The following is a 25,673-nucleotide window of genomic DNA, read 5'->3' on the forward strand; positions in this document are numbered from 1 at the left end:
CCGCCGTCGTACGCGTATTAGTTGGTTTTTGCCTTCGCACGCTAATATGTAGATGCCCCTTTTTGAGGGCGCGGCCACGTCCGGGCCGAATTCTCCAGTTCTCAACCGAATTGAGCCATCACGCATGTCAGAAACCACGACGTCGACGCAGAGCGCCGTCCGCAGCGACCTTCGCAATGTCGCCATCGTAGCCCACGTCGACCACGGTAAGACCACTTTGGTGGACGCAATGCTCCGCCACACCGGCGCCTTCGCCAGCCATGGCGAGACCGAAGAACGCGTGATGGACTCCGGCGAACTTGAACGCGAAAAAGGCATCACCATCCTGGCCAAGAACACCACGGTGTTCTACTCGGGCCCAGCCGCCGATGGCGAGACCATCACCATCAACGTCATCGACACCCCCGGCCACGCGGACTTCGGCGGTGAAGTCGAGCGCGGCCTGTCCATGGTCGACGGCGTCGTGCTGCTCGTGGACGCCTCCGAAGGCCCGCTGCCGCAGACCCGTTTCGTGCTGCGCAAGGCGCTTGCCGCCAAGCTCCCGGTAGTGCTGGTGGTCAACAAGACGGACCGCCCGGATGCCCGGATCGACGGGGTCGTTGCCGAGGCCATGGACCTGCTGCTCGGCCTGGCTTCCGATTTGGCGGACGAGGTGCCGGACCTGGACCTGGACGCCGTGCTGAATGTGCCGGTGGTCTACGCCTCCGGCAAGCTTGGCCGCGCCTCGCTGGAACAGCCGGCAGACGGCACCGCCCCCGACAATGAGGACCTGGAGCCGCTGTTCCAGACCATCATGGAGCACATTCCGGCCCCCACCTACAACGCGGACGGCGTGCTGCAGGCGCATGTGACCAACCTGGACGCGTCGCCGTTCCTCGGCCGACTGGCCCTGCTGCGCATCTTCAACGGCACCCTGAAGAAGGGCCAGACCGTGGCGTGGGCCCGCTCCAACGGCGAGCTGAAGAACGTCCGCATTTCCGAACTGCTGGCCACCAAGGGCCTTGAGCGCGTGCCGGCAGAATCAGCCGGACCCGGCGAGATCGTGGCCGTCGCCGGCATCGAAGACATCACCATCGGCGAAACCCTGACCGACGCGGAAAACCCGCAGCCGCTGCCGCTGATCACGGTGGACGATCCGGCCATCTCGATGACCATCGGTATCAACACCTCGCCGCTGGCGGGCAAGGTCAAGGGCGCCAAGGTCACCGCCCGCCAGGTCAAGGACCGGCTGGACAAGGAACTGATCGGCAACGTGTCGCTCCGCGTGCTGCCGACCGAGCGCCCGGATGCCTGGGAGGTCCAGGGCCGCGGCGAGCTGGCGCTGGCCATCCTGGTCGAGCAGATGCGCCGCGAGGGCTTCGAGCTGACGGTCGGCAAGCCGCAGGTCGTCACCCGGACCATCGACGGCAAGATCCACGAGCCGATGGAGCACATGACCATCGACGTGCCGGAGGAGTACCTCGGCGCGGTCACCCAGCTGATGGCCGCCCGCAAGGGCCGGATGACCAACATGGCCAACCACGGCACTGGCTGGGTGCGGATGGAATTCATCGTTCCTGCCCGCGGCCTGATCGGCTTCCGCACCAAGTTCCTGACGGAAACCCGCGGCGCCGGCATCGCCTCCTCCTACTCCGAGGGCTATGAGCCGTGGGCCGGTCCGATCGAATACCGGACCAACGGTTCGCTGATCGCCGACCGCGCCGGAGCGGTGACCCCGTTCGCCATGATCAACCTGCAGGAGCGCGGCACGTTCTTCGTGCAGCCCACCTCGGAGGTCTACGAAGGCATGATCGTCGGAGAGAACTCCCGCGCCGACGACATGGACGTGAACATCACCAAGGAAAAGAAGCTGACCAACATGCGGTCCTCCACCGCGGACAGCTTCGAGAACCTGACCCCGCCGCGGATCCTGACCCTGGAGGAGTCCCTGGAATTCGCGCGTGAGGATGAGTGCGTGGAGATCACCCCGGAAGCCATCCGCATCCGCAAGGTGATCCTGGACGCTAACGAGCGGAACAAGGCCAACCGTGCCCGTGCCAAGGCATAAGCTGGCTTCATGACAGAGCAGAGGCAGCCCGCAGTACCACAAGGAAGCGGGCTGCCTCCCGCTTTTAACCCGGAATCCGGGGCACCGGACGCACGCCCGGGGTCCCACGTGCCCGCAGCGGAAGGCAAGGAACGACGGCGGAAGGGTGCCTTCGCGGGGTGGGGCACCGCCGTCGTTGGCGGTTTGGTGGTGGCCCTGCTGGGCACGAACCTGCACAGCCAGGTCTGGTTCACCGCCGGGCAGGCGTATCCGTGGGGCGCGCCCGCGGCGCTGCTTTTTGCCGCAGCGGCGATGGTCTGGATTGGTGTCCGCAGCCAGAACGTGATGGCGGCAGGCCTGACCGGAATCGTGGCGTACGTCCTGGTCGGGCTGATGGCCAGCGGCCTCGGCGGCGAGCCGCTGATCGTCACGGCGACGTCGGCCGAGCGGGAGCTGGCGGTCGAGATTGCCGGTCGGATCTGGACCATCGGGCTGGCCGCCATGGTGATCCTGGCCGTAGCGCTGACGTCGTGGGCGCTGAAGCCGCGGCGCTAGCAGCTAGTTCGCTGTGCGGTCCACGTGGTGGGCCAGGAAGATGGATGTTGCGGTACCGTCCTCGTCGGCCGGGCGCCGCGCATACTCCTCCAGCACTGCACGGATTTTGTCCATCAGCTCGCGGCGGTTGGCATCGTTGAGCTTGACGCCCATCCGGGTCGTTTCGATCTCGTCCGGGGCCAGGCCGTCGATTTCCTGCAGGAAGGTCTCAACCAGCACAGGGGCAGCGTCCGGCAGTTTGGCCCCCCAGGACCGGCGGGTTGCCCGGTACGGAACCTCGCGGGCGCCGCGGTTGCCCTTGCGCGGTTCCTCGGCCTCCAGGAAGCCGGTGTTCAGCAGCGTCCGGACATGGTGCAGGCTCGTTGCCGGGTTGAGCTGGAGCAGCCCGGCAATCTCCTTATTCGTCCGGGAGCGGTGCAGGCAGAGCCGGAGGATGCGCAGCCGGACAGGGGAGCTGAGCGCCCGCCCCGTGGCTTGCAGATCCTGATCGGTTGGCATAAACCAAGTATACGTCAGAAGGCGCCCTGGTGATTGATGTTCCTCAATCGGTGCGCGGCCGGCGGCGCGGCGGCGGGGGCGGCACGGCCTTTGCAGCGGTCACCGCCCCCAAGTCCACCGCCACATCGCCGCGGCGGGTACGGACGGTGCACTCGCCGTCGTTCGCGGAAACCAGTTCGCCGAGGGCATCGGTCACACCGCCGGGAATCCGGTAGCGGACCACAACGCGGGTCCCCAACGCCGCAGAGCGGAGGAAGGCGGCGGGCGTAGAGGCAGGCACGGCTCCATTTTAGGCGCAGGGCGGGGCACGGGGAGATAATGGACGAGGCGCTACCTTGGTGGTAGCTGACGACGAAAGGTGCTCAAGGACGTGACGTATGTAATCGCGCAGCCGTGCGTGGATGTGAAGGACAAGGCGTGCATCGAAGAATGCCCGGTGGACTGCATCTATGAAGGCGAGCGGATGCTCTACATCCACCCCGATGAGTGCGTGGACTGTGGCGCCTGCGAACCGGTCTGCCCCGTCGAGGCCATCTACTACGAGGACGACACCCCGGAGGAATGGGCCGAGTACTACAAGGCGAACGTGGAATTCTTTGACGACCTGGGCTCGCCCGGCGGCGCCGCCAAGATCGGCAACACCGGCAAGGACCACCCGATCATTGCGGTCCTGCCGCCGCAGAACCAAGACTGAACGCCGATGGGTTTTGGACTCCAGCTTCCGGACTACCCGTGGAACGCCATGGAACCGTACCGGGAGAAAGCCTCGCGCCATCCGGACGGCATGGTCAACCTCTCCATCGGAACGCCCGTCGACCCCACGCCCCAGGTCATCCAGGACGCGCTGAAAGCCGCCGCCGACTCGCCCGGGTATCCGACGGCGCATGGGACCTTGAAGCTGCGGGAAGCCATCTCCGACTGGTATGCCCGCCGCCGGAACGTGCCGGGACTGGACCCGGCGGCGGTCATGCCGACCGTCGGGTCGAAGGAGCTGGTGGCGTGGCTGCCGCTGCTGCTGGGCCTGGGCAAGGACGACGTCGTCGTGCGGCCTACGGTGGCGTACCCCACCTACGACATCGGTGCCATTCTGGCCGGAGCAACTCCGATCGCCGCGGATTCGCTCGACGAGCTGGATGCTTCGGTGCGCGGTCGGGTCAAGCTCGTCTGGATCAACTCTCCGGCCAATCCGACCGGGATCGTCCGGGACACCGCGTCCCTGCGCGCGTTTGTGGAGCAAGCGCGTGCGGCCGGCGCCGTCGTTGCCTCGGATGAGTGCTATGCCGAGCTCGGCTGGGAGGCCTGGGACCAGGACCGCGGCGGGCAGCCGGTACCGAGCGTGCTGGACCCCGAGGTGTCGCAGGGCAGCCATGAGGGGCTGCTCAGCGTCTACTCACTGAGCAAGCAGTCGAACCTGGCCGGCTACCGTGCGGCCTTCGTCGCCGGTGATCCGGCCCTGATGCCAAACCTCGTGAACAGCAGGAAGCATGCCGGAATGATCGTGCCGCTGCCGGTGCAGGAAGCCATGCGCGCGGCGCTGTCCGATGCCGGGCACGTGCAGGCGCAGAAGGACCTGTACCGCAGCCGGCGCGAACGCCTGTTGCCCGCGCTGCAGAACTTCGGCCTGCAGGTCCAGCATTCCGAAGCCGGCCTCTACCTGTGGGGAACCGCCGGTGAAGACACCTGGACCACGGTTGACCGCCTCGCCCAGCTGGGGATCGTGGTTGGCCCCGGCGTTTTCTACGGTGAGCGCGGAAACGGCTTTATCCGGGTGGCGCTGACCGAAGTGGATGAACGGATCGACGCGGCGGTAAAGCGGCTCAGTTAACGCGTGCGCGTAACCGGAAAGTGACTTGCGGATTAGAAATCGCGGGCCCTCTGCCGGTAGCGTGTGATCGAGCGCGCACATGCCCTGCGCCACAAGCACAGCGGCCTGCGCAATAGTTTCCATAACCTCCTGAAGGGGACTCAATGACAGAGCAGACGGGTGCCACCCTGCAGTACGACGGTGGCCAGCTGGACCTGCCCCGGCTCAAAGCGGCTGAAGGCAATGACGGCTACGACGTTTCCAAGCTGCTGAAGCAGACCGGCGCGGTCACGTTCGACCCCGGCTTCATGAATACCGCCGCGACGACGTCGGCCATCACCTACATCGACGGCGACGCCGGCATCCTGCGCTACCGCGGTTACCCGATCGACCAGCTGGCCGAGCACTCGAGCTTCCTCGAAGTCTCCTACCTCCTGATCTACGGCAACCTGCCCTCGCCGGCCGAGCTGGAGGCCTTCGACCAGAAGATCCGCCGCCACACCCTTCTGCATGAGGAGCTCAAGGGCTTCTTCAACGGCTTCCCCCGGGACGCGCACCCGATGCCGGTGCTCTCCTCCGCGGTCAGCGCGCTGTCGACCTTCTACCAGGACTCGCTGGACCCCTTCGATGACGAGCAGGTGGAACTGTCCACCATCCGCCTGATGGCCAAGCTGCCCGTCATCGCCGCCTACGCGCACAAGAAGTCCATCGGACAGGCCCTGCTCTACCCGGACAACTCCATGAACCTGGTGGAGAACTTCATGCGGCTCTGCTTCGGCCTGCCGGCTGAGCCCTATGAGCTGGATCCGGACATGGCCAAGGCGCTGGACCTGCTGCTGATCCTGCACGCGGACCATGAGCAGAACTGCTCCACCTCGACCGTCCGCCTGGTCGGCAGCTCGAACGCCAACATGTTTGCCTCCATTTCCGCCGGCATCAACGCGCTGTTCGGCCCGCTGCACGGCGGCGCCAACGAGGCGGTGCTGAACATGCTGCGCCAGATCCAGTCGTCGGGCACCAAGCCGGAAGACTTCATGGAGAAGGTCAAGAACAAGGAAGCCGGCGTCCGCCTGATGGGCTTCGGACACCGCGTCTACAAGAACTACGATCCGCGCGCCAGGATCATCAAGGCCACCGCGCACGACATCCTGGGCAAGCTCGGCGGCAATGACGAGCTGCTGGACATCGCCATGCGGCTTGAGGAGAAGGCGCTGGCCGATGACTACTTCATCGAGCGCAAGCTGTACCCGAACGTGGACTTCTACACGGGCCTGATCTACAAGGCGATGGGCTTCCCGGAGAAGATGTTCACGGTGCTCTTCGCGATCGGCCGCCTGCCCGGCTGGATTGCCCAGTGGCGCGAGATGATCAAGGATCCGGATACCAAGATCGGCCGTCCGCGGCAGCTGTACACGGGCGAACTCGAGCGGCAGTACCCCGCCCGCTGATTCGTCAAGTACGACGGCGGCACGCGCCTTAAGCACGAAGGGCTCCGGAGCGATCCGGAGCCCTTCGCTCTATCCAGGCCGGCGGCGGCTCAGCCGGCGTAGCCGTTGGGGTTGTTCTTCTGCCAGCGCCAGTGGTCCTGGCACATCTGCTCGAGCGTGCGCTGGGCAGACCAGCCCAGTTCTGCCAGGGCCGCCGTGGGATCGGCGTAGCTGACGGCGGCATCGCCGGGGCGGCGGTCGGTCAGCTCGCGCGGGATTTCGAAGCCGGCTGCCTTGCCGAAGGCGTCCAGGACTTCCAGGACGGAAGATCCCCGGCCGGTCCCCAGGTTCCAGCGGCGGACTCCCGGCCGGCTGGCGATGAAGTCCAGGGCAGCCAGGTGGCCGGCGGCGAGGTCCATGACGTGGATGTAGTCGCGCACGCCGGTGCCGTCCGGCGTCGGGTAGTCGCTGCCGAAAACCCGGACCTTCTCGCGGCGGCCGACCGCCACCTGTGCGACAAAGGGCAGCAGGTTGTTCGGAACGCCTGTCGGATCCTCTCCGATCCGTCCGGACTCGTGCGCGCCGACGGGATTGAAGTAGCGCAACAGGGCCACGTGCCAGCGCTCGTCCGCGGCTCCGAGGTCACTCAGGATATCCTCGATCTGTTCTTTGGTCCGGCCGTACGGATTGGTGGCGTCCAGGGGCATCTTCTCGGTCAGCGGGACCTCGTCGGAATTGCCGTAGACCGTGGCGGAGGAACTGAACACGATCGTGCGCACATTGCGGGCCTCCATGCAACGCAGCAGGTTCAGGGTGCCGCCCACGTTATTGCGGTAGTAGTGCAGCGGTTGCTGAACGGATTCTCCAACAGCCTTCAGCCCGGCGAAATGGATGACAGCATCCACCTTCTCAGCGTCGAACACCTCGCCGAGGGCCGCCTCGTCCAGCAGGTCGACTTTGCGGAACGCAGCACTCCGTCCGGTCAGCTCCTCCACCCGGCGCAGCGACTCCTGGCTCGAATTGGCCAGGTTGTCCAGGACGACGACGTCGTGCCCGGCCTCCAGCAGGGCCAAGGTTGTATGCGAGCCAATGTAGCCGGTTCCCCCGGTGACCAGAATCTTCATAGTTACAGCCTAGTTCGTGGAGGCACTCGGCCGATATTTGACGGTGGTCGGGCGCTTCACCAACGTCTACAGTTGATTTAGGACGTCGGAAAGGACCTTCATTGATGGAGCACACCGGCAGTTCGGGATGGCGGATTTCGTCCGACACCTCGGCACAGATGCTAATGGCCTTGTACTTTCATGACGTTGCCGGACTCGACGGGGCGGGCTTCCCTGCGGTCTCGGCAGCCGAACCGTGGGTCCGACGGGCCGATCCGCGGCAGCTGACTGCGCACGTCGGGGGACCTCCGGCGCTGCGGCGGGAGTGGGAGCAATGGTGGTCCTTGCTCGTCCAAGATGACACGGGTGAAGCCACGGTCCTGGAGCCACCGGCCTTCAGCGCCTTCGACGGCAGCCCGGCCCTGCAAAAGGTGATGCAGGCCCACTATGGCGCTGCCACCACCTGGGCACGTGAACGGAGATCGGAGTACCGGCGCCTGGAGCAGGAGCGCGAGGCGAGCGGCAGGGCCAAGCTGATCAGCCAACTCGTGCAGGACCGCGAGATGGAACTTGGCCGGGACGCACGGCAGTTCGACCTGAAGCTGATCGAACTGCCGCTGCGCGAGGCTCGCGCCTGGTTCGTCGAACCGAACCGGATGATCCTGAGCCAGAAACTGATCGACGACGAGGCCGGTTACCGCAGTTTCGTCCAGCCAGTGGTGGAGCTGCTGGTCTAGCCCGCAGTTCAGGCATCCGCGGCGAGGGTGATGACCACTGTCCCGGTCCTGGTATCCGCAGTGGACCAGCTGCCGGACGCCCGTTCCCAGTTCAGGCCGCCGAAAGCCACCGACTCCAGTTGCAGTTCCTTGGCCGAAGCCACCGCCCACTGGGCAACCGCCCATCCGGTCGTGTCTTCGGCTGCCACGTACAGCTGGTTGCCCTCGACCGAGGCCTGCAGCCCCGGATGTGCCAGTTCGAGCTGCTCCAGGACCGCGGTCGGGTCGCCCGGCGCATCGGCCGACTTCAGCACGCAGTTCAACGCTGCCGGGGAATGCCCGGTGAGCGCGGAGGCGAAGGCCTTGCCTTCGCCTTCATGGTCTGCATACGCATCCGGGTAGGCGCTGCGCTGGACCTTCTGGGCAGCTTCGGTGATCGGAAGCGCTTCGAAGCCCGGGACCTCCTCCAGTTCCTCGTAGAAGCGATTGCTGGCGTAAACCGGGTCCATCACCTGCTGCTCAGTGCCCCAACCCTGGGACGGGCGCTGCTGGAACAAACCGCGCGAGTCGGGGCCGGCGTCGTCTCCGTGGCCGATATTGCGCAGCTTCGACTCCTGGATGGAGGTTGCCAGGGCGATCGACGCCGCCCTGGCCGGAAGTCCGCGTTGGACTGCAATGCCGGAAATCAGTGCAGCGTTGGCGGCCTGGTCCGGAGCCAATTCAAAGGTGTCCGGACCAACCACTGCCGTACACCGTTCCCGCACCAGAATCTCCGAGCGCTTGATCGAGGACACTGCAGCCCACACACCACCGGCCACCAGAGTGACCAGTAGCAGCATCACCAGCAAGCTGCGCTGGCGCCGTCGTCGAACCATCGGGGGAGGATCCAGAGGTAGTTAGTTGGCGTGCAGAGCCGCGTTGAGCTCGACGGTCTGTCCGGCGCGCGGCAGCACCTCAACCATGCCGGAGAGGGAATTCCGCCGGAAGAGCAGGTTGGAAACGCCGGAGAGCTCCGCCGCTTTGATCTGGCGGGTTTCGCCAGTGGCGTCGAGCAGGTTCACCCGGGTCCCCGCCGTCACGTAGAGTCCGGCTTCGACAACGCAATCGTCGCCAATGCTGATGCCGACGCCGGAATTGGCTCCCAGCAGTACGCGCTCACCGATGCTGATGCGCTCTTTGCCGCCGCCCGAGAGGGTGCCCATGATCGATGCGCCGCCACCGACGTCGGAGCCGTCCGCCACGACGACGCCGGCCGAAATGCGGCCCTCCACCATGGAGGTGCCGAGAGTGCCGGCATTGAAGTTCACAAAGCCCTCATGCATCACCGTGGTTCCCTCGGCCAGGTGCGCACCGAGGCGGACTCGGTCGGCGTCTGCGATCCGCACGCCGCTGGGCACGACATAGTCGACCATCCGGGGGAACTTGTCGACGCCGTACACGGTCACCGCGCCGCGCCGGCGCATCCGCAGCCGCGTGGCTTCGAAGCCTTCGGTGCTGCAGGGGCCGAAGTTGGTCCAGACGACATTGGCCAGAAGCCCGAAGATGCCGTCCAGGTTCAGCGCATTGGGCCTGACCAGCCGGTGTGAGAGGAGGTGCAGGCGCAGGTAGGCATCTGCGGTGTCGGCCGGTGCAGCGTCGAGTTCGATGCTGCGGCTGACCAGCTCGAAACGCACACCGCGCTCAACGTCCTCCTGCCCGGCCAGGTCCTGCAGCTGCTGGTCGGGACTTGCAGCAGGTGCCTCGCCGAGGCCGGGGGCCGGATACCAGACATCCAGCACAGTGCCATTGGCGGCCACGGTGGCAAGACCGGTTCCGAAGGCGGTTTTCGGCAGGGGAGAAGACGCGGTGTTCTCAGACATGACTCCCAGTGTACCGACGCCCGATGGCCAGCCGGCACGATTACGCTAGGGGTGTGACTGCATCGACGATTGCCCTTGACCTGACCGCCGACGTGGCAGAACTTACTGCCGCATTGATCGACATCAACAGCGTCTCGGGCAATGAGGGCGCGATCGCCGACGCCGTCGAGGCGGCGCTGCGCGGCCTGCCGCATCTACGTGTGCTCAGGGACGGCGATGCCATCGTGGCCTGGACCGAGCTCGGCCGGACCGAGCGGGTGGTCCTGGCCGGGCATCTGGACACCGTGCCGCTTCCGACCGTGCCGTACTCCCGGGGCACCGTTCCTTCAAGCTGGGACGGCGAAGTGCTCTATGGCCGCGGAGCGACGGACATGAAAGGCGGAGTGGCCGTGCAGCTGGCCCTCGCCGCGCAGCTGAAGGAACCGTCCCGCGACGTCACTTACGTGTTCTATGACCATGAGGAGGTCCAGGCCTCGCTCAGCGGCTTGGGGAGGCTGGTCCGCCACCACCGCGGACTGCTGGACGGTGATTTCGCCATTCTGCTGGAGCCGACCAACGGTACGGTCGAGGGTGGCTGCAACGGCACCAGCAGGTTCGAGGTTACGACGACGGGCAAGGCAGCGCATTCGGCGCGCGCCTGGATGGGCCAGAACGCCATCCATGCCGCCGCGGAAATCCTGGCCAGGCTCCGTGACCACGAACCGGCGACCGTGACCGTGGACGGCCTGGACTATCGGGAAAGCCTGAATGCGGTGAAGATCAACGGTGGAACGGCCGGAAACGTCATCCCCGACAAGACGATCGTGGAGATCAATTACCGTTTCGCTCCCGACAAGACGCCCGATGATGCCGAAGCCTACGTCCGTGAGCTGCTCGACGGCTTCGCGGTGGTCCGGACGGATGCGGCAGCCGGAGCCCGGCCCGGGCTCAACCATCCGGCGGCCGCCGACTTTGTCGCGGCCGTCGGGGCCGAGCCGAAGCCGAAGTACGGGTGGACGGATGTCGCCCGGTTCAGCGAGTTGGGCATACCGGCCGTGAACTTCGGTCCCGGGGATGCGCTGCTTGCCCATACCGACAACGAGCATGTCCATGCTGGCGCAATCAGGGCGTGCCTTGATGCGCTGCGCCGCTGGTTGGCCTGAGACCGGCTCGGCAGGCACGAAGGGAGGGCGGTATCCGCAGGGGATACCGCCCTCCTTCCTGCCCGCAGCCGCCGTGCCTGGCTCAGACTTTGGCGGCGACCGGCGGAGCGCTGATCGGCTTGGTCTTGCCGGCAGTCCGGCTGCCCAGGAACCGGGACAGCCAGTTGGCGACCCAGGACAACGTGAAGTTGATGATGATGAACAGCACCGCGGCCACGGTCAGCGCCTGCAGGATCGGTCCTGCAGAGCCGTAGATCTGCATCGCGCGCAGCAGTTCCGAGTAGCTGATGATCGAGCCGAGGGCCGAGTCCTTCAGGATGACGACGAACTGGCTTATCAGCGAAGGCAGCATGGCAACCAGCGCCTGAGGCAGCTCGATGTTGCGCAGCGACTGTCCTCGCGTCATGCCGATCGCCATCCCGGCTTCCCGCTGGCCCTTCGGCAGGCCGTGCACGCCCGAACGCACCAGTTCCGCGATGACGGATCCGTTGTAGAGGGTCAGTGCAATGACGACGCCGTAGAAGGGCGTGTCCGCGGGCTCGACGATTTGCATCCGGCCCAGCAGCAGCCAGAAGAAGATCATCATCAGGAGCACCGGAACAGCGCGGAAGAACTCCACGATGATGCTGCTGATCCAGTTGATGGCCTTGTTGTGCGAGAGCCGGCCCATGCCGAAGAGCAGGCCAAAGACGACCGAGGTCACGATCGCCGCGGCTGCTGCTTTGAAGGTGTTCATCAGGCCGGGAAGGATGGTGAATTGCCAGACATCGGCGGTCAGGAACGGACTCCACAGTTCCGGTGCCAGCTGGCCCTGGTCGTAGAGACCCTTGAGCACGAAGGCCGCGGCTCCCAGGAAGATGAGGACGCCGAGGATGTTGGTGATGAGGATCCTGCGCTGGGCCTTCGGGCCGGGGGCATCGAACAGTACGCTTTGCCGTGTTGTCATCGTGCCACCGCCAATTTCTTCGATAGCCAGGTCGTCAGCAGGCCGATCGGAATGACGATCACCACGAAGCCCAGGGCGAAGGTCGCGAAGATGGCCATGATGACATCGGGACGGAATTCGATCATGGTCTTCATGAGTCCAGCTGCTTCAGCCACCGAGGCGACGGTTGCCACCGTGGTGTTCTTGGTCAGCGCAATCAAGGTGTTGCCCAGCGGGGCGATGGCGCCGCGGAAGGCCTGGGGGAGCACGATGAGCCGTGCGGCCGGCAGGAAGCTCAGCCCGATGGCCCGGGCGGCTTCGGCCTGGCCGAGCGGCACCGTATTGACGCCGCTTCGGATGGCTTCGCACACGAACGCCGCGTGGTAGACCGACAGGCCGATGATCGCCCACAGGAAGAAGTTGAAGTCGAAATCGCTCGAGAGGTTCAGCTGCAGCTGGAAGACGGCCACCAGGATGCAGAAAACCATGATGATCGTCAGGGGCGTATTGCGGAAAATGTTGACGTAGGCGGCTCCGGCCCAGCGGAAGCTCGGCACGGGCGAGATCCGCATCAGCGCCAGGACGGTGCCGAGCACCAAGGATCCCAGGCCGGCCCAGAACGTCAGTTGGATATTGACCCACAGCGCGGCCACCACGTCGTAGGTCTCCAGCGCCGTCAGGTAGCTCTGGAAGTACTCGGACAAGCTGTCCATCCCCTTTCGTTGGGAAGGTCACGCGCATCCTGCGGGGCAGGCGTGGGCCGGCCCCGCAGGACAGCGGCTAGGCGCAGGAATCGCCCGGCGTGGGCGGATTCAGTTCTTCGTTGAAGGTGTAGTCGACGCCTTCGGTGTTCGCCGTCAGGGCTTCTTCCCAGGCACCCTCTTCCACCATCTTGTTGATCGCGGCGTTGATGTCGGCGCAGAGTTCGGTGCCCTTCGGCAGGCCGACTCCGTAGCGCTCCTCCGAGAAGGGATTGCCGACGACCTTGAACTTGCCCGCGAAGTTCGGCTGGGCCGCGAGGCCGGCCAGGATGATGTCGTCGGTGGTCACCGCGTCGATCTGGCCGCTCTGCATGGCCGTGACGCACTCGGCATAGCCCGGCCGCTCGAGCAGGTTGACCTCCTGGGCATGCTCGTCCTTGATGCGCTGGGCCGAGGTGGAACCGGTAACCGAACACAGGTTCTTGCCGTTCAGGTCATCCGGTCCGTTGATGTCGGTGTTCTCGGCGCTGACCAGCAGATCCTGGCCGGCGACGAAGTAGGGGCCGGCGAAGTCCACGGTCTGCTTGCGCTCGTCGGTGATGGAGTAGGTCGCGAAGATCATGTCCACCTGGCCGTTGGCGAGCATGTTCTCGCGGTTGGCAGAGGGGGATTCGACGAATTCGATCTGCTCCTCGGAGTAGCCGAGTTCATTGGCGACGTACTTGGCCACGTCGACGTCGAAGCCGGTGTATTCGCCGCCCGACTGGAAGCCCAGGCCCGGCTGGTCGTACTTGATGCCGATCCGGATGGTTTCGCCCCCTTCGGTGCCGCCGCCGGTTTCCCCGCCGCCGGCTCCGCCGCCGCCGTTGCCGCCGCAGGCAGAGAGGGTCAGGGCGGCGATGGCGCCCATGGCCGCCATCGCGATACGCGTCTTGCGCATGTTTTCTCCTTGCGTCGTGGTTCCTTCAAGGCAGGAACCGCTGGTGCTGACTTAGTGGTTGAGGATCTTGCCGAGGAAATCCTTGGCTCGAGGGCTCTTCGGATTAGTAAAGAACTCTTCCGGCGTCGCCTGCTCGACAATCTGTCCGTCCGCCATGAAGATCACGCGGTCTGCGGCCTTGCGGGCGAAGCCCATCTCGTGGGTCACCACGATCATGGTCATGCCCTCCTTGGCCAGCTGCACCATGGTGTCCAGGACTTCGTTGATCATTTCCGGGTCGAGCGCCGAGGTCGGCTCATCGAAGAGCATGACCTTCGGCTTCATGGCCAGCGCACGGGCAATGGCCACACGCTGCTGCTGGCCGCCGGACAGCTGTGCCGGCAGCTTGTGCGCCTGGTTGTCCACGCCGACCCGCTTGAGCAGGCCCATGGCCAGTTCCTTGGCGGCGGCCGGCTTCATACCCTTGACCTTGATGGGGCCAAGGGTCACGTTCTCCAGGATGGACTTGTGCGCAAAGAGGTTGAAGGACTGGAACACCATTCCGACGTCGGCGCGGAGCCGGGCGAGCGCCTTGCCTTCCGAGGGAAGCATGTTTCCGTCGATCAGGATGTCACCGTCGTCGATCGTTTCCAGACGGTTGATCGCCCGGCAAAGCGTGGACTTGCCTGAGCCCGAGGGCCCGATGACGACGACGACCTCGCCCTTGGTGACTTCGAGGTTGATGTTGCGCAGGACGTGCAGGGCGCCGAAGTGCTTATTGACATCTTTGAGCTGCACCAACGGCTGTCCGGAGGCCGCCCGGGCCGCGGCGCCGGTGGGCGCAGCCATAGGTTCGCTGTGGGGATCGTCACGGGTCATGACTTGAATCTAGCGAAAGATTTCCTTCAAGCCACGCATTTCGCCGGCAATAGCGGAATCGTGATTCAAGAGAAACCTGCGGAAACGCCGTCGAGCAGGGAAAATGTGCTGGAAACAAGGCCGTGCGGCGCCCGGATCTGTAGCCTTGGGGAATGAACAACCAGCAAGGGATCCCGCTGCCTTCCGAACTCGCGGCGAGATCGCCCTCGCGGCACAAGGGTTCGGTGGAGCTGCGCCGGTCGCAGGCCAACATACCGCAGGCGGACCAGTATCTGCTGGATACACGTGACCGGGCCGACTTCACCCACACGGACCCCTGGCGCGTGCTGCGGATCCAGAGCGAGTTTGTTGAGGGCTTCGGGACCTTGGCCGAGCTGGGACCCGCGATCAGCGTTTTCGGTTCGGCACGCACCCGGCCCGGTACGGTGCATTATGACGTTGCCGAGCAGATCGGGCGCCTGCTGGTGAAACGCAATTTCGCCGTCATTACCGGCGGCGGCCCGGGATCCATGGAAGCCGCCAACAAGGGCGCCAGCGAAGCCGGCGGGCTGTCGGTTGGCCTGGGCATCGAGCTGCCGTTCGAACAGGGCCTGAACGACTGGGTGGACCTGGGCATCAACTTCCGGTATTTCTTTGCGCGCAAGACGATGTTCGTCAAGTACGCGCAGGGCTTCATCGTGCTGCCCGGCGGCCTCGGCACCATGGATGAACTTTTCGAGGCCATGGTGCTGGTCCAGACGCAGAAAGTGACATCGTTCCCGATCGTGCTGGTCGGCAGCGCCTTTTGGGGTCCGCTCATGGACTGGGTCAAGACCACCCTGCTGGAAGAGGGCATGATCGCCGCTGCCGATCTGGAGCTTGTCAGCGTGGTTGACACCGCCGAGGATGCTGTCGAACGCATCATGGCCGGACTCTCCGTCGGGACCGGGCGCCGGATGCCCGAGGAGCCGATGTAGGCCAGGGCCCACGCACCGCATCTGGCACGATGGTGCTGTGAGCCTGTTCCTGGTCTTCCTCGCCATTGCCGCAGCCGGTGCCGCGGCCATGGCGGCTGCCGGACGCTTCAGCAGCACCTCCGCGGCTGCGGGACAGGGGTGGCAGCGCGGCGAAGTGGCGAAGCTCGAGGGTCTGAGCGAAGCCGACCCGCGGCTGCCGGCTGTGTTGCTTCCCGAGCATCCCGGGCCCGAGGACATTGACGGGCTGCGGTTCTCCGTAGCGCTGCGCGGCTATCGGATGGACCAGGTGGACGAGGTCCTGGACAGGCTCCGCAGCGAACTGGCGGACCGGGACGAGACGATTGCGCAGCTCAGGAGGCAGGAACACTGGAAGAACGACGACGTCCCGCCGCCGGCTCCGCGACCATGACCGAGCAGGAAAACCCGCGCCGGAGTCCGCGTGCCCTGGTGCGCAATGAGCTGTGCCACTGGCTGCGGCGGCTGGCTGGCTGGCCGTGGTGGGTCCAGGTTTCGCTCGTCTACGCGCTGGCCCGGCTCTTTTCGCTCGGTGTCTTCCTGGCCGTCGCCCGCCAGCAGGGACCCAGCCCGTGGGGGAGCGCGCAGCCGGACTACTTGTCCTTCATCGGCATCTGGGACAGCGCCTGGTACGAGCAGATCTACCGCCAGGGGTACCCGGCCGAAATCCCGCGCGGCATGGACGGCCGTGCGCTGGAAAACCCGTGGGCGTTCTACGCGCTCTTCCCGGCGCTGATCCGAGGACTCAACGCGCTGACCGGCCTGCAGTGGCAGGTGCTGGCGCCGCTGGTGGCCACGATCGCAGGCTTCGCCGCCGTGCTGGTGATCTACCGGCTCTTCCGGCTGTTCGCAGGCCCGGGCACGGCGCTGTGGGCCATCGTGTTCATCGCGGTTTTCCCGGTGTCCCCCATCCTCCAGGTGCCCTACGCCGAGTCGCTCAACCTGCTCTTGCTGGGCGCCAGCCTGTACCTGGTCGCCACCCGGCGCTTCCTGCTGGCCATCCCGGTCGTGCTGCTGATGTGCCTGTCCCGGCCCACCGGCGTGCCGTTCGCTGCGGCGCTGGGCCTCTACCTGCTCTGGCGGCTGCGCCACCGGGCGGCGGACCCGCTGGCCCCGGCCGAGTTCGTCAGGATCTCGCTGCTGGGCATCGCCAGCTGCGCAGGAGCGCTGGCATGGCCGGTCCTGGCGTGGACCGCCACCGGGGAACTGCGCGCCTACACGGACACGGAAACCGCCTGGCGGGGAACCGACCTGGTGCCGTTCAAGCCCTGGTACGACATGGGAACGGAGCTGTTCGGTCCGGTCGGGGGGATCCTGGCACCACTCCTTTTGCTGGCCGCGGCCGTGCTGGTGCTGACCGGAGGAACCGCCCGGCGCATTGGCATCGAACTGCGGCTGTGGTGCGCCGCCTACCTGGGCTACCTGTTCATGTTTTTGCACCCGCAGACCAGCACCTTCCGGTTGATGCTGCCGCTGTTCCCGCTGGCGCTGGTGGCTGCCATGGCGTCCCGGAGCCGGGCCTACCGGTTCTGCCTGGCAGCGGCGTTCCTGGCCGGACAGATTGTCTGGGTGACCTGGCTCTGGTCCTGGGCGGAACTGCCCGGAGGCGGCGACTACCCGCCCTGACCGGCGCAAAGAGCGGCACGCCGCGGTGTCCGTTGATTTCGTACCGGCTTGTGATGTACGCGATAATAGGTTTTGTTGAAGCACAACGGGCTGAAGATGCCCGGCGTGCGGTGTTGGCGGGCGCACAGGACAACGGCCTGGGGCGCCCCTCGGTGGAAGGGAAATCCAGATGGCTGCGATGAAACCGCGTACCGGCGAAGGACCGATGGAGGTCACCAAGGAAGGGCGTAGCCTCATCCTGCGCGTGCCCATCGACGGCGGCGGCCGCCTGGTGCTCGAACTGAACGCCGAGGAAGCCAGCAACCTGCGGGACTGCCTGCTGGGCGTCACCGATACCGTCGCCAGCTAGGCATCGGCCCAAGGTGGTGCATTCAGCCCTGACCCCGGAGGAACAGACCGCCCGAGCGCTGGAGGAAGGCCTCGTCGCCGCCCAGCTGCCTTTGATAGTGCCGCGCCCGTCCCGGGACGGCGGCGCTCCCGGGATGGATCCAGGGGCGGACGTCTTCGTCGTGCCCGTCGCGCACAGCGGCAATGCTGCTAACGACGGCGAACGCGCCACTCCGCAGCCGCGCCGCGGGGCCGCTGAAGCAGCCGCACGCTACGGCGTGGACGTCGCCGCCCTGGCCGAAGTGCACTCCGTCACCGGCAAGGCGGGCGAGATCCTGACGGCAACTGCTCCCCGCCACGAACAGCAGCTGCCCAAGCGGCTGCTGTTCCTCGGCGTGGGCGATGAATCGCTGCCTAGTCTTCGCAAGGCCGGCGCCGCCTTGGCCAAGGCAACCTACGGTGCCGGGACCGTGCGCACCTCGGTGGCCGACGGGCTGCCGGAGGCAGCGCAGCAGGCGTTCATTGAGGGGTTCCTGCTGGGCGGCTACCGGCCGCCCAGGGCGGGGACAGCGGCGGCACCCCAGCCCATGGCGGCGGCCCTTGAACTCAGCGGAACCACTGCGCGGGCGGTGGCTGCCGCAGCGGCTACCGGCAAGGCAGTCTGGCTGGCACGGAACCTTGCCAACATGCCGTCCAACGTAAAGAACCCTGCGTGGGTGGCTGCACAGGCCGAGCGGCTGGCCGAAGGCGCCGGATTCCAGGTGCGCGTCCGGGACGAGGGGCAGCTGGTCGAGGCCGGCTTCGGCGGCCTGCTCGCGGTCGGCAGCGCGTCGCAGTACGGATCGCGGCTGGTCCAGCTGAGCTACACGCCGTCGGACCCGGCACCCGATGCCAAGCATGTCGTGCTGGTCGGGAAGGGCATTACGTTCGACACGGGCGGGATTTCGCTTAAGCCGCGTGAAGCAATGGTGCCGATGAAAACCGATATGGCGGGCGCCGGCGTCGTACTTGCGGTGCTCAGCGCGGCGGCGGAACTGGGCATCCGGCACCGGGTCACCGGGCTGTTGGCTCTGGCGGAGAACGCGATCGGCGCCGCTTCCTACCGCCCGGGCGATGTTGTGACAACGTACGGCGGCCGGACCGTGGAAATCGGCAACACGGACGCCGAGGGCCGGATGGTGCTCGCGGACGCACTTGCCTATGCGGAGGCCAACCTCGCCCCCGATGAGCTGATCGATATCGCCACCCTGACCGGGGCCGCCTCGCTCGGGCTGGGGCGCCGTCATGCCGCGCTGTACGCCACCGCCCCCGAACTTGTGGCTGCCTTCGAAGCCGCCGGCGAGGCGTCGGGGGAGCGGGTGTGGCATATGCCGCTGGCCGAGGTGGCCGCGGAATACCGCTTCTCGCTCGAGTCCGAGGTCGCCGATCTGTCCCACATCTCCGCGCCGGCGGCGAAGGTGCAGGCAGGCTCCATCACCGCCGCGCTGTTCCTGCGCGAGTTCGTCGGCGACGTGCCGTGGGTGCACCTGGACATCGCCGGCCCTGCCCGGGCGGCTTCGGACGAGGCCGAAGTGACCAAGGGAGCCACCGGCTACGGCGCCCGGCTCCTGCTGTCCTACCTCAGCGCTTGACGGCGAGCAGAAGCCCGTCCCCGGTGGGGAGGATGGTCGATACCAGCGATTCGTCGGCCCGGACGGCCTTGCCCACCTGCCGCAGGATGTTGGTGGTCTCGTCCCGGATGGCCGGGTTCGAGACGCGGTCACGGTCCAGCGCATCGTTGATGATGAGCATGCCGCCGCTCTTGAGCAGCCGGACGGCCTGCTCCAGGTAGACGGGGTAGGACGGCTTGTCCGCGTCGATGAAAACCAGGTCGTAGGCGCCGTCCGTCAGCCGCGGGAGGACGGCGGCAGCCCGGCCGGAGATGGTGCGCGTGCGGTTGCTGGGAATGCCGGCCTCCAGATAAGCCTCTCGCGCGGCCCGGAGGTGGTCGACGTCGGAGTCGATCGTGGTCAGCACGGCGTGGGCGGGCAGTCCGCGGAGCAAGCACACGCCGGAAACTCCCGCGCCCGAGCCGACTTCGACGACGGCATGCGCCTTGGCTCCAGCGGCCAGCACGGTCAGGGCGGCGGCGGTGCCCGGGGTGACAGAAGCGACGCCCAGCTCGCGGGAGCGTTCACGGGCGCGGAGCAGTACTTCATCCTCGGCGGGCAACCCCTCCGTATAGGACCAGCTGGTCTGCTTGTCTGCGCTCATGAACCATCGCTTTCTTCCAAGGTGTACGTCCTGCCCAGCTTACTGTCCGGCCACCGGCAGGCGCGCGGGGCCGACCTTTTCGCAGCCCGCTTCCAGAATTCTCCCAGCTTCGAGGGGCAGGATGGACATGTGCCGAAAAACCGCACGTTCCGGCTGATCAAAGGATGAACCAGCAGCATCCAGCAACGGCAGCCGCCGAGGGGAGACACCATGAGCAAGCACCGACCGGGGGCCAAGGATGTGCCTGCCCCCGCGGAGTGGACCGCCCCGACCTGGGATGAGATCGTGGTCAATCACTCCGCGAAGGTCTACCGGCTCGCCTACCGCCTGACCGGCAACAAGCACGATGCCGAGGACCTGACCCAGGAAGTGTTCGTTCGGGTGTTCCGCTCGCTGGAGAACTTCAGGCCGGGCACGTTGGACGGCTGGCTGCACCGGATCACCACGAATCTCTTCCTTGACCAGGCCCGGCGCAAGAGCCGTATCCGTTTCGACGGGCTGGCCGACGACGCCGAGGCCAGGATCCCGGGCAAGGATCCCGGGCCGGAACGCAGCTTCGAGTTCAACAACCTCGACATCGACATCCAGGCTGCCTTGGAGGAACTTCCGCCGGACTTCCGTGCCGCCGTCGTCCTCTGCGACCTGGAGGGCCTCTCCTACGACGAAGTTTCGGAAGCCTTGGGCGTGAAGCTTGGCACCGTCCGGTCCCGCATCCACCGCGGCCGGACCATGCTGCGCGAAAAGCTGGCCCATCGCGATCCGTCAGCCAAACGGATTTCGCGGCTGAAGCTGCCGCGAGTGGCAGGAGTGCACTGAAGCCATCATGCGTCACCCCGAACGTGATTTGGCGGAGTACCTGGACGGAGAGCTTGCCGATGACCGCCGGCCGGGTTTTGAACGCCACCTCCAGCGCTGCGAGCGTTGCCGGCGCTGGATAGCCGACCACCGCGCCATCCAGGAGCGGCTGCGCTCGCTAGATGTTCCCGCGCCGGGACCTGATTTGGCCAGCCGGCTGCTCAGCGCGCCCGCCATGGCTGCCGCCGGACCCGACCGCGAAGCCCTGCCGCCGGCTGCGGCCGGATCCGGTACCGCGGATGCGCCGGAAGCACGCCCGTCGGCACGCAGGACAGCGCTGGTCTTCTGCGGGTTGGCAACCGGTTTCGCCGCGCTGACCTTCAGTACGGCCTACGTCCTGGGCGGTGAAGACCCCGCGCCGCAGGCCGCCGGTTCCGGCAGCCAGCCGCAGTGGCGGGATGCTGCCGCCGTGAATCTCGGCACGGCGGGCATCAGCCAGCAGATGGACGGGGAGGACCTGGTGCAGCTGCGGCGCAGCGGCTGGAACTGCCCGCAGCTTGCCGTACTCGGCTACGAACTTGCCTCTGCCCGGGCCATCACGGTCGCCGGGGACCCTGCCGTCAGGGTAGAGCTTGCAGGTGAGGATGGAACCGTGGTGGTGACCGAGCAGCGCCGCGGGGTGGAGCAGCCGCAGCCGGCCCGCCAGGAGGCCGTCCGGGCGGTCGCACCGGTCAACGCGATTACTGGCAGGACGGTGGCCGCGGACGGATTCCGGCCGGTAGACGGAATGGACCGGGACATGTGGCTGCGCGCCGGTCCGAACTGGACCGTCGTATTGAACTCGGCCAACGTCACCTACACCGTCTGGTCCAACGCGCCGTGGTCGTCCATGCCCGAGACTGTGAACCAGATCATCATCGCGGAGAAATCCCGCCTCATGCTGCCGGAGCCGGCGGCTGCGGATGACCCAGTGAGCAGGATCATCCGCGGCCTGGGCAAGATGGTCCAGCCCTCCGATGCCCAGTGAGCGAACTAGCTGCTCCCAAGCTCGAACAGGTAATCTTCAATCGTGCTGGGAATTAACGGAACCGAACTCATCATCCTTGCGGTGATCGCTGTGATTATCCTCGGTCCCGAGCGCCTGCCCGACTATGCGGCGCAGCTTGCCCGGTTCGTCAAGCAGCTCCGGTCCATGGCAGCCGGCGCCAAAGAGCAGCTGCGCGAGGAAGTTGGCGACGAGATCGTGGACATGGACTGGCGCAAGCTGGACCCGCGCCAGTACGATCCGCGCCGGATCATCAAGGAAGCCTTGCTGGACGAGGAGGACGACCTCCCGCAGCGCGCCGGCGCGGCGCCTGCCGTTGCGGCCGGGGCTGCTGCCGGAACAGCGGTGAAAGCCGCGGCCCGTCCGGCGCCGGCCAAGACGGTTGAGCGCCTGCAGCCGGGCGAGACGGCGCCCTATGACATCGAGGCGACTTAGGCCGGAGCAATGCCCAGCGGTCGTCCGGCCAGGCCGCGCGGGACCGCCGACAGGCCTTCGGCGATGGACCGCAGGGCCGCAGCCGCCGGCGAACGCCCGGCATCGCCATCGTCCAGGACAATCGGCAGACCGCTGTCCCCGCCCTCCCGCAGCCTCTGCTCCAAAGGGATCTGGCCCAGCAGCGGGATGTCCGTGCCGAGTGATGCACTGAGCCGCTCCGCCAGCAGCCGGCCGCCTCCCGAGCCGAAGACGTCGAGCCGGCTGCCGTCGGCCAGATCCAGCCACGACATGTTCTCCACCACACCGGCCACCTGCTGGCCGGTCTGGGCCGCGATGGAGCCGGCCCGTTCCGCCACGTCCGCTGCCGCGCTCTGCGGTGTGGTGACGACCAGCAGGCGGGAGGCGGGCAGCAGCTGGGAGACCGAAATCGCGACGTCGCCCGTGCCCGGGGGCAGGTCGAGGAACAGCGCATCCAAGTCACCGAAGTACACGTCGGTGAGGAACTGCTCCAGCGCCCGGTGCAGCATCGGACCGCGCCACGCAACGGGCTGGTTGCCGGTGACGAACATGCCGATCGAGATCACCTTCACACCGTGTGCGACCGGCGGCAGGATCATCTCGTCCACCCGGGTGGGCGCATGGGTGATGCCCATCAGCCCGGGTACGGAAAAGCCGTAGATGTCCGCGTCGATGATGCCGACCCGCAAGCCCTTGGCAGCCATCGCGCAGGCCAGGTTGACGGTAACGCTGGACTTTCCGACGCCGCCCTTGCCGCTGGCGACGGCGTAGATCCGGGTCAGCGACGCAGGGTCCGCAAAGGGATTGCCCCGGCCGCCGGCGTGCAGCTGCTCCTTCAATGCCTTGCGCTGCTCCGGCGTCATGACATCCATCAGGACGTTGATCCCGGCCACGCCGGGGACTGGCTCCAGCGCACGGCGCACATCCTCGGTAATGGTGCCGCGCAAGGGGCAGCCCGCAATGGTGAGGAGCACCTGCACGGTGACGTTGCCGCCGTCGTCAATGTCCACATCCTTGAGCATGCCGAGCTCTGCAATGGGGCGCCGCAGTTCCGGGTCGATGACCGTGGCCAGGGCGCGGTGCACTGCGTCCAGGCGGGCGATGGGGTCCGTCATGTCCTACTTCTCCGGGCTGGTCTTGGTCTTGGCGGGGATGCGCGGCAAGCTGGTTGTAGCGTCCGGCACCTTCTTCTTGCCCTTGCGCGGCGGCCGCTCGTCGCCGTCCTCGGCTTCCAGCAATTCTTCCAGCACGCTGCGCAGCTCGCTGCGGACGAAGTCGCGCGTGGCGACCTCGCGCAGGGCGATGCGCAGCGAGGCCAGCTCCCGGGTCAGGTATTCGGTGTCGGACAGGTTGCGCTCGGCGCGCTGGCGGTCCTGCTGCAGGGCCACCTTGTCCCGGTCGTCCTGGCGGTTCTGGGCGAGCAGCAGCAGCGGCGCCGCATACGAGGCCTGCAAGGAGAGCATCAGCGTCAGCGCGGTGAAGCCCAGGGCTGCGCTGTCGAAGCGCAGGGCCGCGGGGCCGAAAGTATTCCAGAGCAGCCACACGAGGCAGAACACCGTCATCCACAGCAGGAACTGCGGGGTGCCCATGAAGCGGGCGAAGCTCTCGGTGGCATGGCCAAAGGCATCCGGATCCGGGGTCAGTCGCGGGAACAGACGCTGCTTGGCTTCGCGGGGAGTGTCCAGCGCGCCCAGGGTCTTCTTCTTCTCAGCCATGGGGTCCTGCCTTCCGGATCACGGGGTCTGCATCCTCCTGGGCACGCCAGTCGTCGGGAAGCAGATGGTCCAGTACGTCGTCGACGGTCACTGCCCCCACCAGGCGGTCGTCTTCGTTGACCACCCCGAGCGCGTTGAGGTTGTAGGTGGCCAGCATCCGCGCCACTTCGCTGACGTCCGCCTGGTCCGAAACGGGCTCCAGGTCCGTGTCGACGATGTTGCCCAGCGCCTCCGGTGGGGGAAAGCGCAGCAGCTGCTGGATATGGACGACGCCGAGATAGCGGCCCGTGGGCGTCTCCAGGGGCGGGCGGCAGACAAAGATAGCGGAGGCCAGCGCGGGGGTGAGTTCCTCGCGCCGGACATGGGCCAGCGCTTCGGCCACGGTTGCCTCCGGCGGCAGGATGACCGGCACAGGCGTCATGATGGAGCCGGCAGTGTCCTCCTCGTACTCCATCAGGCGGCGAACGTCGTTGGCTTCCTCCGGGTCCATCCGCTGGAGGAGTTCTTCCTTCTGCTCTTCGGGGAGCTCGGCCAGCAGGTCCGCGGCGTCATCGGGATCCATCTCCTCCAGCACGTCCGCGGCGCGTTCGATTTCGAGCGCGGAGAGGATCTGGACCTGGTCGTCGTCGGGCAGTTCCTGCAGGACGTCCGCCAGGCGCTTGTCCTGCAGCTCGGTGGCGATTTCGATCCGCCGCTTGTCGCTCATGTCGTGGAGCGCGTCGGCGAAGTCGGCGGGCTTGAGGTCTTCGTGGCTGGCAACGAAGGCCGTGGCGGCCTGGGGTTCGTCCGGTTCTCCCTGCTGGACGTCGTTCCAGTCGACGATCAGCGTCTCGTTGCGGCGCAGGCTGCGCAGCGGCGACGAGGAATAGCCGCGGCGCACGAAGAGCTGCGAGACGAACCAGTCCCCGTTGCGCGATTTTTCCATCGCAATGTCCTCGATGGTCGCATCGCCGCTCCCATCGGCCAGCGTGACCCGCCGGTCGAACATTTCGGCCACCATCAAAATTTCCGCCCCACGCTGTTCGAAGCGCCGCAGGTTCACCAGGCCAGTGCAGATGATCTGGCCGGCGTCGATGGAGGTAATCCGCGTCATCGGCACGAAGACGCGCTTCTTCCCAGGGACCTCGACGACGATGCCGACGACCTGCGGAGGCTTACGCCCGCGCTCCAGGGCGACGGCGTCGCGCAAGCGCCCAAGCCGGTCGCCCAGAGGATCGAAAACGTCCAATCCGAGCAGCCTGGCAATGAAGACTCTGGTGGGATTTGTGCTCACTCCTTTAGGCTACGTGGTCGCGACGGTCAAACGCTGCCCGCTCCGGCCGGAAGCCGGTGCTAAGTTCACTTTGGGCGATACCAGCGGTACGGATACCAGTGGGTAGGGGAGAATAGGGTTATGTCGATGCTTGGCCGTAGCGAATCCCGTGACCCGAATCAGCAGTTGCCGCAAGGCGAGCTGCTGGGCAACTACCGCACGTACCTGGATGCCCAAAAGGTCGTCGACTACCTGGCCGACCAGGAGTTCCCTGTCCAGAACGTGTCCATCATCGGCAACGACCTGAAGTCGGTTGAGCGAGTGACAGGCAAGCTGAGCTATCCCCGGGTGGCGCTTTCAGGCGCGGCCACCGGAGCCTGGTTCGGCCTGTTCGTAGGCCTGATGCTCGCGCTCTTTGGCGGCGGCGAGACGTTCGGGCTGGTGCTGTCTTCGATGGCGATGGGAGCGGCCTTCTGGATCCTGTTCAGCGTGATCAGCTACGCCTTCACCCGCGGCAAGCGGGACTTCAGCTCCACGAACCAGATCATCGCCACCAGCTACGACGTAGTGGTGGCCAGCGAAGCGATTTTCGAGGCCCGGAGGATCGCCAGTCAGTTGCCGATGCCCGGCCATGCGCTCCACCCGGGTGCCGAGCAGGCGCCCTACGGCCAGCAGCCGCCAG

Annotated in this window: 29 protein-coding genes; 16 read left to right on the forward strand and 13 right to left on the reverse strand. The window is 66.4% G+C overall.

Annotated elements, in window-relative coordinates:
- Positions 1-124: 124 nt before the first annotated feature.
- Positions 125-2,047 carry a translational GTPase TypA gene (gene typA, locus D477_RS14140; RefSeq protein WP_005270440.1) on the forward strand — a complete coding sequence of 641 codons (1,923 nt, stop codon included), beginning with the start codon at positions 125-127 and terminating at the stop codon, positions 2,045-2,047.
- Positions 2,048-2,155: 108 nt separating this feature from the next.
- A complete protein-coding gene (locus D477_RS21300) occupies positions 2,156-2,581 on the forward strand; it encodes a hypothetical protein (protein WP_005270448.1) in 426 nt (141 codons plus the stop codon).
- A 3-nt stretch (positions 2,582-2,584) separates the two neighbouring features.
- On the opposite strand, the gene D477_RS14150 is transcribed toward D477_RS21300, so the two are convergent.
- Entirely contained in the window at positions 2,585-3,079 is a 495-nt protein-coding gene (locus D477_RS14150; RefSeq protein ID WP_005270449.1) for an ArsR/SmtB family transcription factor, read from the reverse strand.
- 43 nt (positions 3,080-3,122) lie between these two features.
- Entirely contained in the window at positions 3,123-3,359 is a 237-nt protein-coding gene (locus D477_RS14155) for a putative acetyltransferase (protein ID WP_052510794.1), read from the reverse strand.
- Between the two features lie 90 nt (positions 3,360-3,449).
- Between D477_RS14155 and fdxA the strand changes: the two genes are divergently transcribed.
- The 3 genes from fdxA (at position 3,450) to D477_RS14170 (ending at position 6,331) form a co-directional block, all read left to right on the forward strand.
- Complete coding sequence (gene fdxA / locus D477_RS14160) at positions 3,450-3,773, forward strand: ferredoxin (RefSeq protein WP_005270452.1); 324 nt, start codon at positions 3,450-3,452, stop codon at positions 3,771-3,773.
- Positions 3,774-3,779: 6 nt separating this feature from the next.
- Entirely contained in the window at positions 3,780-4,904 is a 1,125-nt protein-coding gene (gene dapC, locus D477_RS14165) for a succinyldiaminopimelate transaminase (protein WP_005270455.1), read from the forward strand.
- Positions 4,905-5,047: 143 nt separating this feature from the next.
- Entirely contained in the window at positions 5,048-6,331 is a 1,284-nt protein-coding gene (locus tag D477_RS14170; protein WP_005270458.1) for a citrate synthase, read from the forward strand.
- 89 nt (positions 6,332-6,420) lie between these two features.
- On the opposite strand, the gene galE is transcribed toward D477_RS14170, so the two are convergent.
- Positions 6,421-7,434 carry a UDP-glucose 4-epimerase GalE gene (gene galE / locus D477_RS14175; protein ID WP_005270461.1) on the reverse strand — a complete coding sequence of 338 codons (1,014 nt, stop codon included), beginning with the start codon at positions 7,432-7,434 and terminating at the stop codon, positions 6,421-6,423.
- A gap of 104 nt (positions 7,435-7,538) precedes the next feature.
- Between galE and D477_RS14180 the strand changes: the two genes are divergently transcribed.
- The gene (locus tag D477_RS14180; RefSeq protein ID WP_005270464.1) at positions 7,539-8,150 is read left to right on the forward strand and encodes a hypothetical protein; all 612 of its coding nucleotides are present in this window, start codon (positions 7,539-7,541) and stop codon (positions 8,148-8,150) included.
- An 8-nt stretch (positions 8,151-8,158) separates the two neighbouring features.
- On the opposite strand, the gene D477_RS14185 is transcribed toward D477_RS14180, so the two are convergent.
- A complete protein-coding gene (locus D477_RS14185) occupies positions 8,159-9,004 on the reverse strand; it encodes a hypothetical protein (protein ID WP_043847084.1) in 846 nt (281 codons plus the stop codon).
- 21 nt (positions 9,005-9,025) lie between these two features.
- Positions 9,026-9,988, reverse strand: a complete 963-nt coding sequence (dapD, locus tag D477_RS14190) for a 2,3,4,5-tetrahydropyridine-2,6-dicarboxylate N-succinyltransferase (RefSeq protein WP_005270471.1) — start codon at positions 9,986-9,988, stop codon at positions 9,026-9,028.
- Between the two features lie 23 nt (positions 9,989-10,011).
- Here dapD and dapE point away from each other — a divergent pair, with 23 nt between their 5' ends.
- Positions 10,012-11,130, forward strand: a complete 1,119-nt coding sequence (gene dapE / locus D477_RS14195) for a succinyl-diaminopimelate desuccinylase (protein ID WP_052510795.1) — start codon at positions 10,012-10,014, stop codon at positions 11,128-11,130.
- An 82-nt stretch (positions 11,131-11,212) separates the two neighbouring features.
- On the opposite strand, the gene D477_RS14200 is transcribed toward dapE, so the two are convergent.
- From D477_RS14200 to D477_RS14215, 4 genes are all read right to left on the reverse strand, one after another.
- Positions 11,213-12,076: an amino acid ABC transporter permease gene (locus D477_RS14200; RefSeq protein ID WP_005270484.1), complete on the reverse strand. Its 864-nt coding sequence runs from the start codon at positions 12,074-12,076 to the stop codon at positions 11,213-11,215.
- Positions 12,073-12,768 carry an amino acid ABC transporter permease gene (locus D477_RS14205; protein ID WP_005270486.1) on the reverse strand — a complete coding sequence of 232 codons (696 nt, stop codon included), beginning with the start codon at positions 12,766-12,768 and terminating at the stop codon, positions 12,073-12,075. Before D477_RS14205 ends, D477_RS14200 begins: the two co-directional genes overlap by 4 nt.
- A gap of 67 nt (positions 12,769-12,835) precedes the next feature.
- A complete protein-coding gene (locus tag D477_RS14210) occupies positions 12,836-13,696 on the reverse strand; it encodes a glutamate ABC transporter substrate-binding protein (protein WP_005270487.1) in 861 nt (286 codons plus the stop codon).
- Positions 13,697-13,747: 51 nt separating this feature from the next.
- The gene (locus tag D477_RS14215; protein WP_052510796.1) at positions 13,748-14,524 is read right to left on the reverse strand and encodes an amino acid ABC transporter ATP-binding protein; all 777 of its coding nucleotides are present in this window, start codon (positions 14,522-14,524) and stop codon (positions 13,748-13,750) included.
- A 182-nt stretch (positions 14,525-14,706) separates the two neighbouring features.
- On the opposite strand from D477_RS14215, the gene D477_RS14220 reads away from it, so the two are divergent.
- From D477_RS14220 to D477_RS14240, 5 genes are all read left to right on the forward strand, one after another.
- The gene (locus D477_RS14220; RefSeq protein ID WP_005270492.1) at positions 14,707-15,510 is read left to right on the forward strand and encodes a TIGR00730 family Rossman fold protein; all 804 of its coding nucleotides are present in this window, start codon (positions 14,707-14,709) and stop codon (positions 15,508-15,510) included.
- A 37-nt stretch (positions 15,511-15,547) separates the two neighbouring features.
- The gene (locus D477_RS14225; protein WP_005270499.1) at positions 15,548-15,919 is read left to right on the forward strand and encodes a DivIVA domain-containing protein; all 372 of its coding nucleotides are present in this window, start codon (positions 15,548-15,550) and stop codon (positions 15,917-15,919) included.
- Entirely contained in the window at positions 15,916-17,151 is a 1,236-nt protein-coding gene (locus D477_RS14230; RefSeq protein WP_005270501.1) for a hypothetical protein, read from the forward strand. Before D477_RS14225 ends, D477_RS14230 begins: the two co-directional genes overlap by 4 nt.
- A 169-nt stretch (positions 17,152-17,320) precedes the next feature.
- Complete coding sequence (locus D477_RS14235; protein WP_005270503.1) at positions 17,321-17,500, forward strand: DUF3117 domain-containing protein; 180 nt, start codon at positions 17,321-17,323, stop codon at positions 17,498-17,500.
- 13 nt (positions 17,501-17,513) lie between these two features.
- Positions 17,514-19,109 (forward strand): leucyl aminopeptidase family protein, encoded by a 1,596-nt coding sequence (locus D477_RS14240; protein ID WP_005270506.1) that lies wholly within the window; start codon positions 17,514-17,516, stop codon positions 19,107-19,109.
- On the opposite strand, the gene D477_RS14245 is transcribed toward D477_RS14240, so the two are convergent.
- Positions 19,099-19,731, reverse strand: a complete 633-nt coding sequence (locus D477_RS14245; RefSeq protein WP_005270509.1) for an O-methyltransferase — start codon at positions 19,729-19,731, stop codon at positions 19,099-19,101. The two genes, D477_RS14240 and D477_RS14245, sit on opposite strands and share 11 nt — an antisense overlap.
- Positions 19,732-19,941: 210 nt before the next feature.
- Here D477_RS14245 and sigE point away from each other — a divergent pair, with 210 nt between their 5' ends.
- Genes sigE through D477_RS14260 form a run of 3 tightly spaced genes read left to right on the forward strand, consistent with a single transcriptional unit; the run spans position 19,942 to position 22,006 of the window.
- A complete protein-coding gene (gene sigE / locus D477_RS14250) occupies positions 19,942-20,547 on the forward strand; it encodes an RNA polymerase sigma factor SigE (RefSeq protein ID WP_005270511.1) in 606 nt (201 codons plus the stop codon).
- Positions 20,548-20,554: 7 nt separating this feature from the next.
- The gene (locus tag D477_RS14255; protein WP_005270514.1) at positions 20,555-21,553 is read left to right on the forward strand and encodes a zf-HC2 domain-containing protein; all 999 of its coding nucleotides are present in this window, start codon (positions 20,555-20,557) and stop codon (positions 21,551-21,553) included.
- A 42-nt stretch (positions 21,554-21,595) separates the two neighbouring features.
- Positions 21,596-22,006, forward strand: a complete 411-nt coding sequence (locus D477_RS14260; RefSeq protein ID WP_005270517.1) for a twin-arginine translocase TatA/TatE family subunit — start codon at positions 21,596-21,598, stop codon at positions 22,004-22,006.
- Here D477_RS14260 and D477_RS14265 read toward each other — a convergent pair.
- From D477_RS14265 to D477_RS14275, 3 genes are read right to left on the reverse strand one after another with little or no spacing between them, the layout of a single operon-like run.
- The gene (locus tag D477_RS14265; RefSeq protein ID WP_005270521.1) at positions 22,003-23,139 is read right to left on the reverse strand and encodes an Mrp/NBP35 family ATP-binding protein; all 1,137 of its coding nucleotides are present in this window, start codon (positions 23,137-23,139) and stop codon (positions 22,003-22,005) included. The two genes, D477_RS14260 and D477_RS14265, sit on opposite strands and share 4 nt — an antisense overlap.
- Before the next feature lie 3 nt (positions 23,140-23,142).
- Positions 23,143-23,739, reverse strand: a complete 597-nt coding sequence (locus D477_RS14270; RefSeq protein WP_005270523.1) for a DUF1003 domain-containing protein — start codon at positions 23,737-23,739, stop codon at positions 23,143-23,145.
- Entirely contained in the window at positions 23,732-25,012 is a 1,281-nt protein-coding gene (locus D477_RS14275; RefSeq protein ID WP_005270525.1) for a magnesium transporter MgtE N-terminal domain-containing protein, read from the reverse strand. The genes D477_RS14270 and D477_RS14275 overlap by 8 nt, the downstream gene beginning before the upstream one ends.
- 120 nt (positions 25,013-25,132) lie before the next feature.
- Here D477_RS14275 and D477_RS14280 point away from each other — a divergent pair.
- A partial coding sequence (locus tag D477_RS14280) for a general stress protein (RefSeq protein ID WP_005270529.1) occupies positions 25,133-25,673 on the forward strand: 541 nt, incomplete at its 3' end.

The organism is Arthrobacter crystallopoietes BAB-32, assembly GCF_000328305.2.
GTDB classification, from domain to species: Bacteria; Actinomycetota; Actinomycetes; order Actinomycetales; family Micrococcaceae; genus Crystallibacter; species Crystallibacter crystallopoietes_A.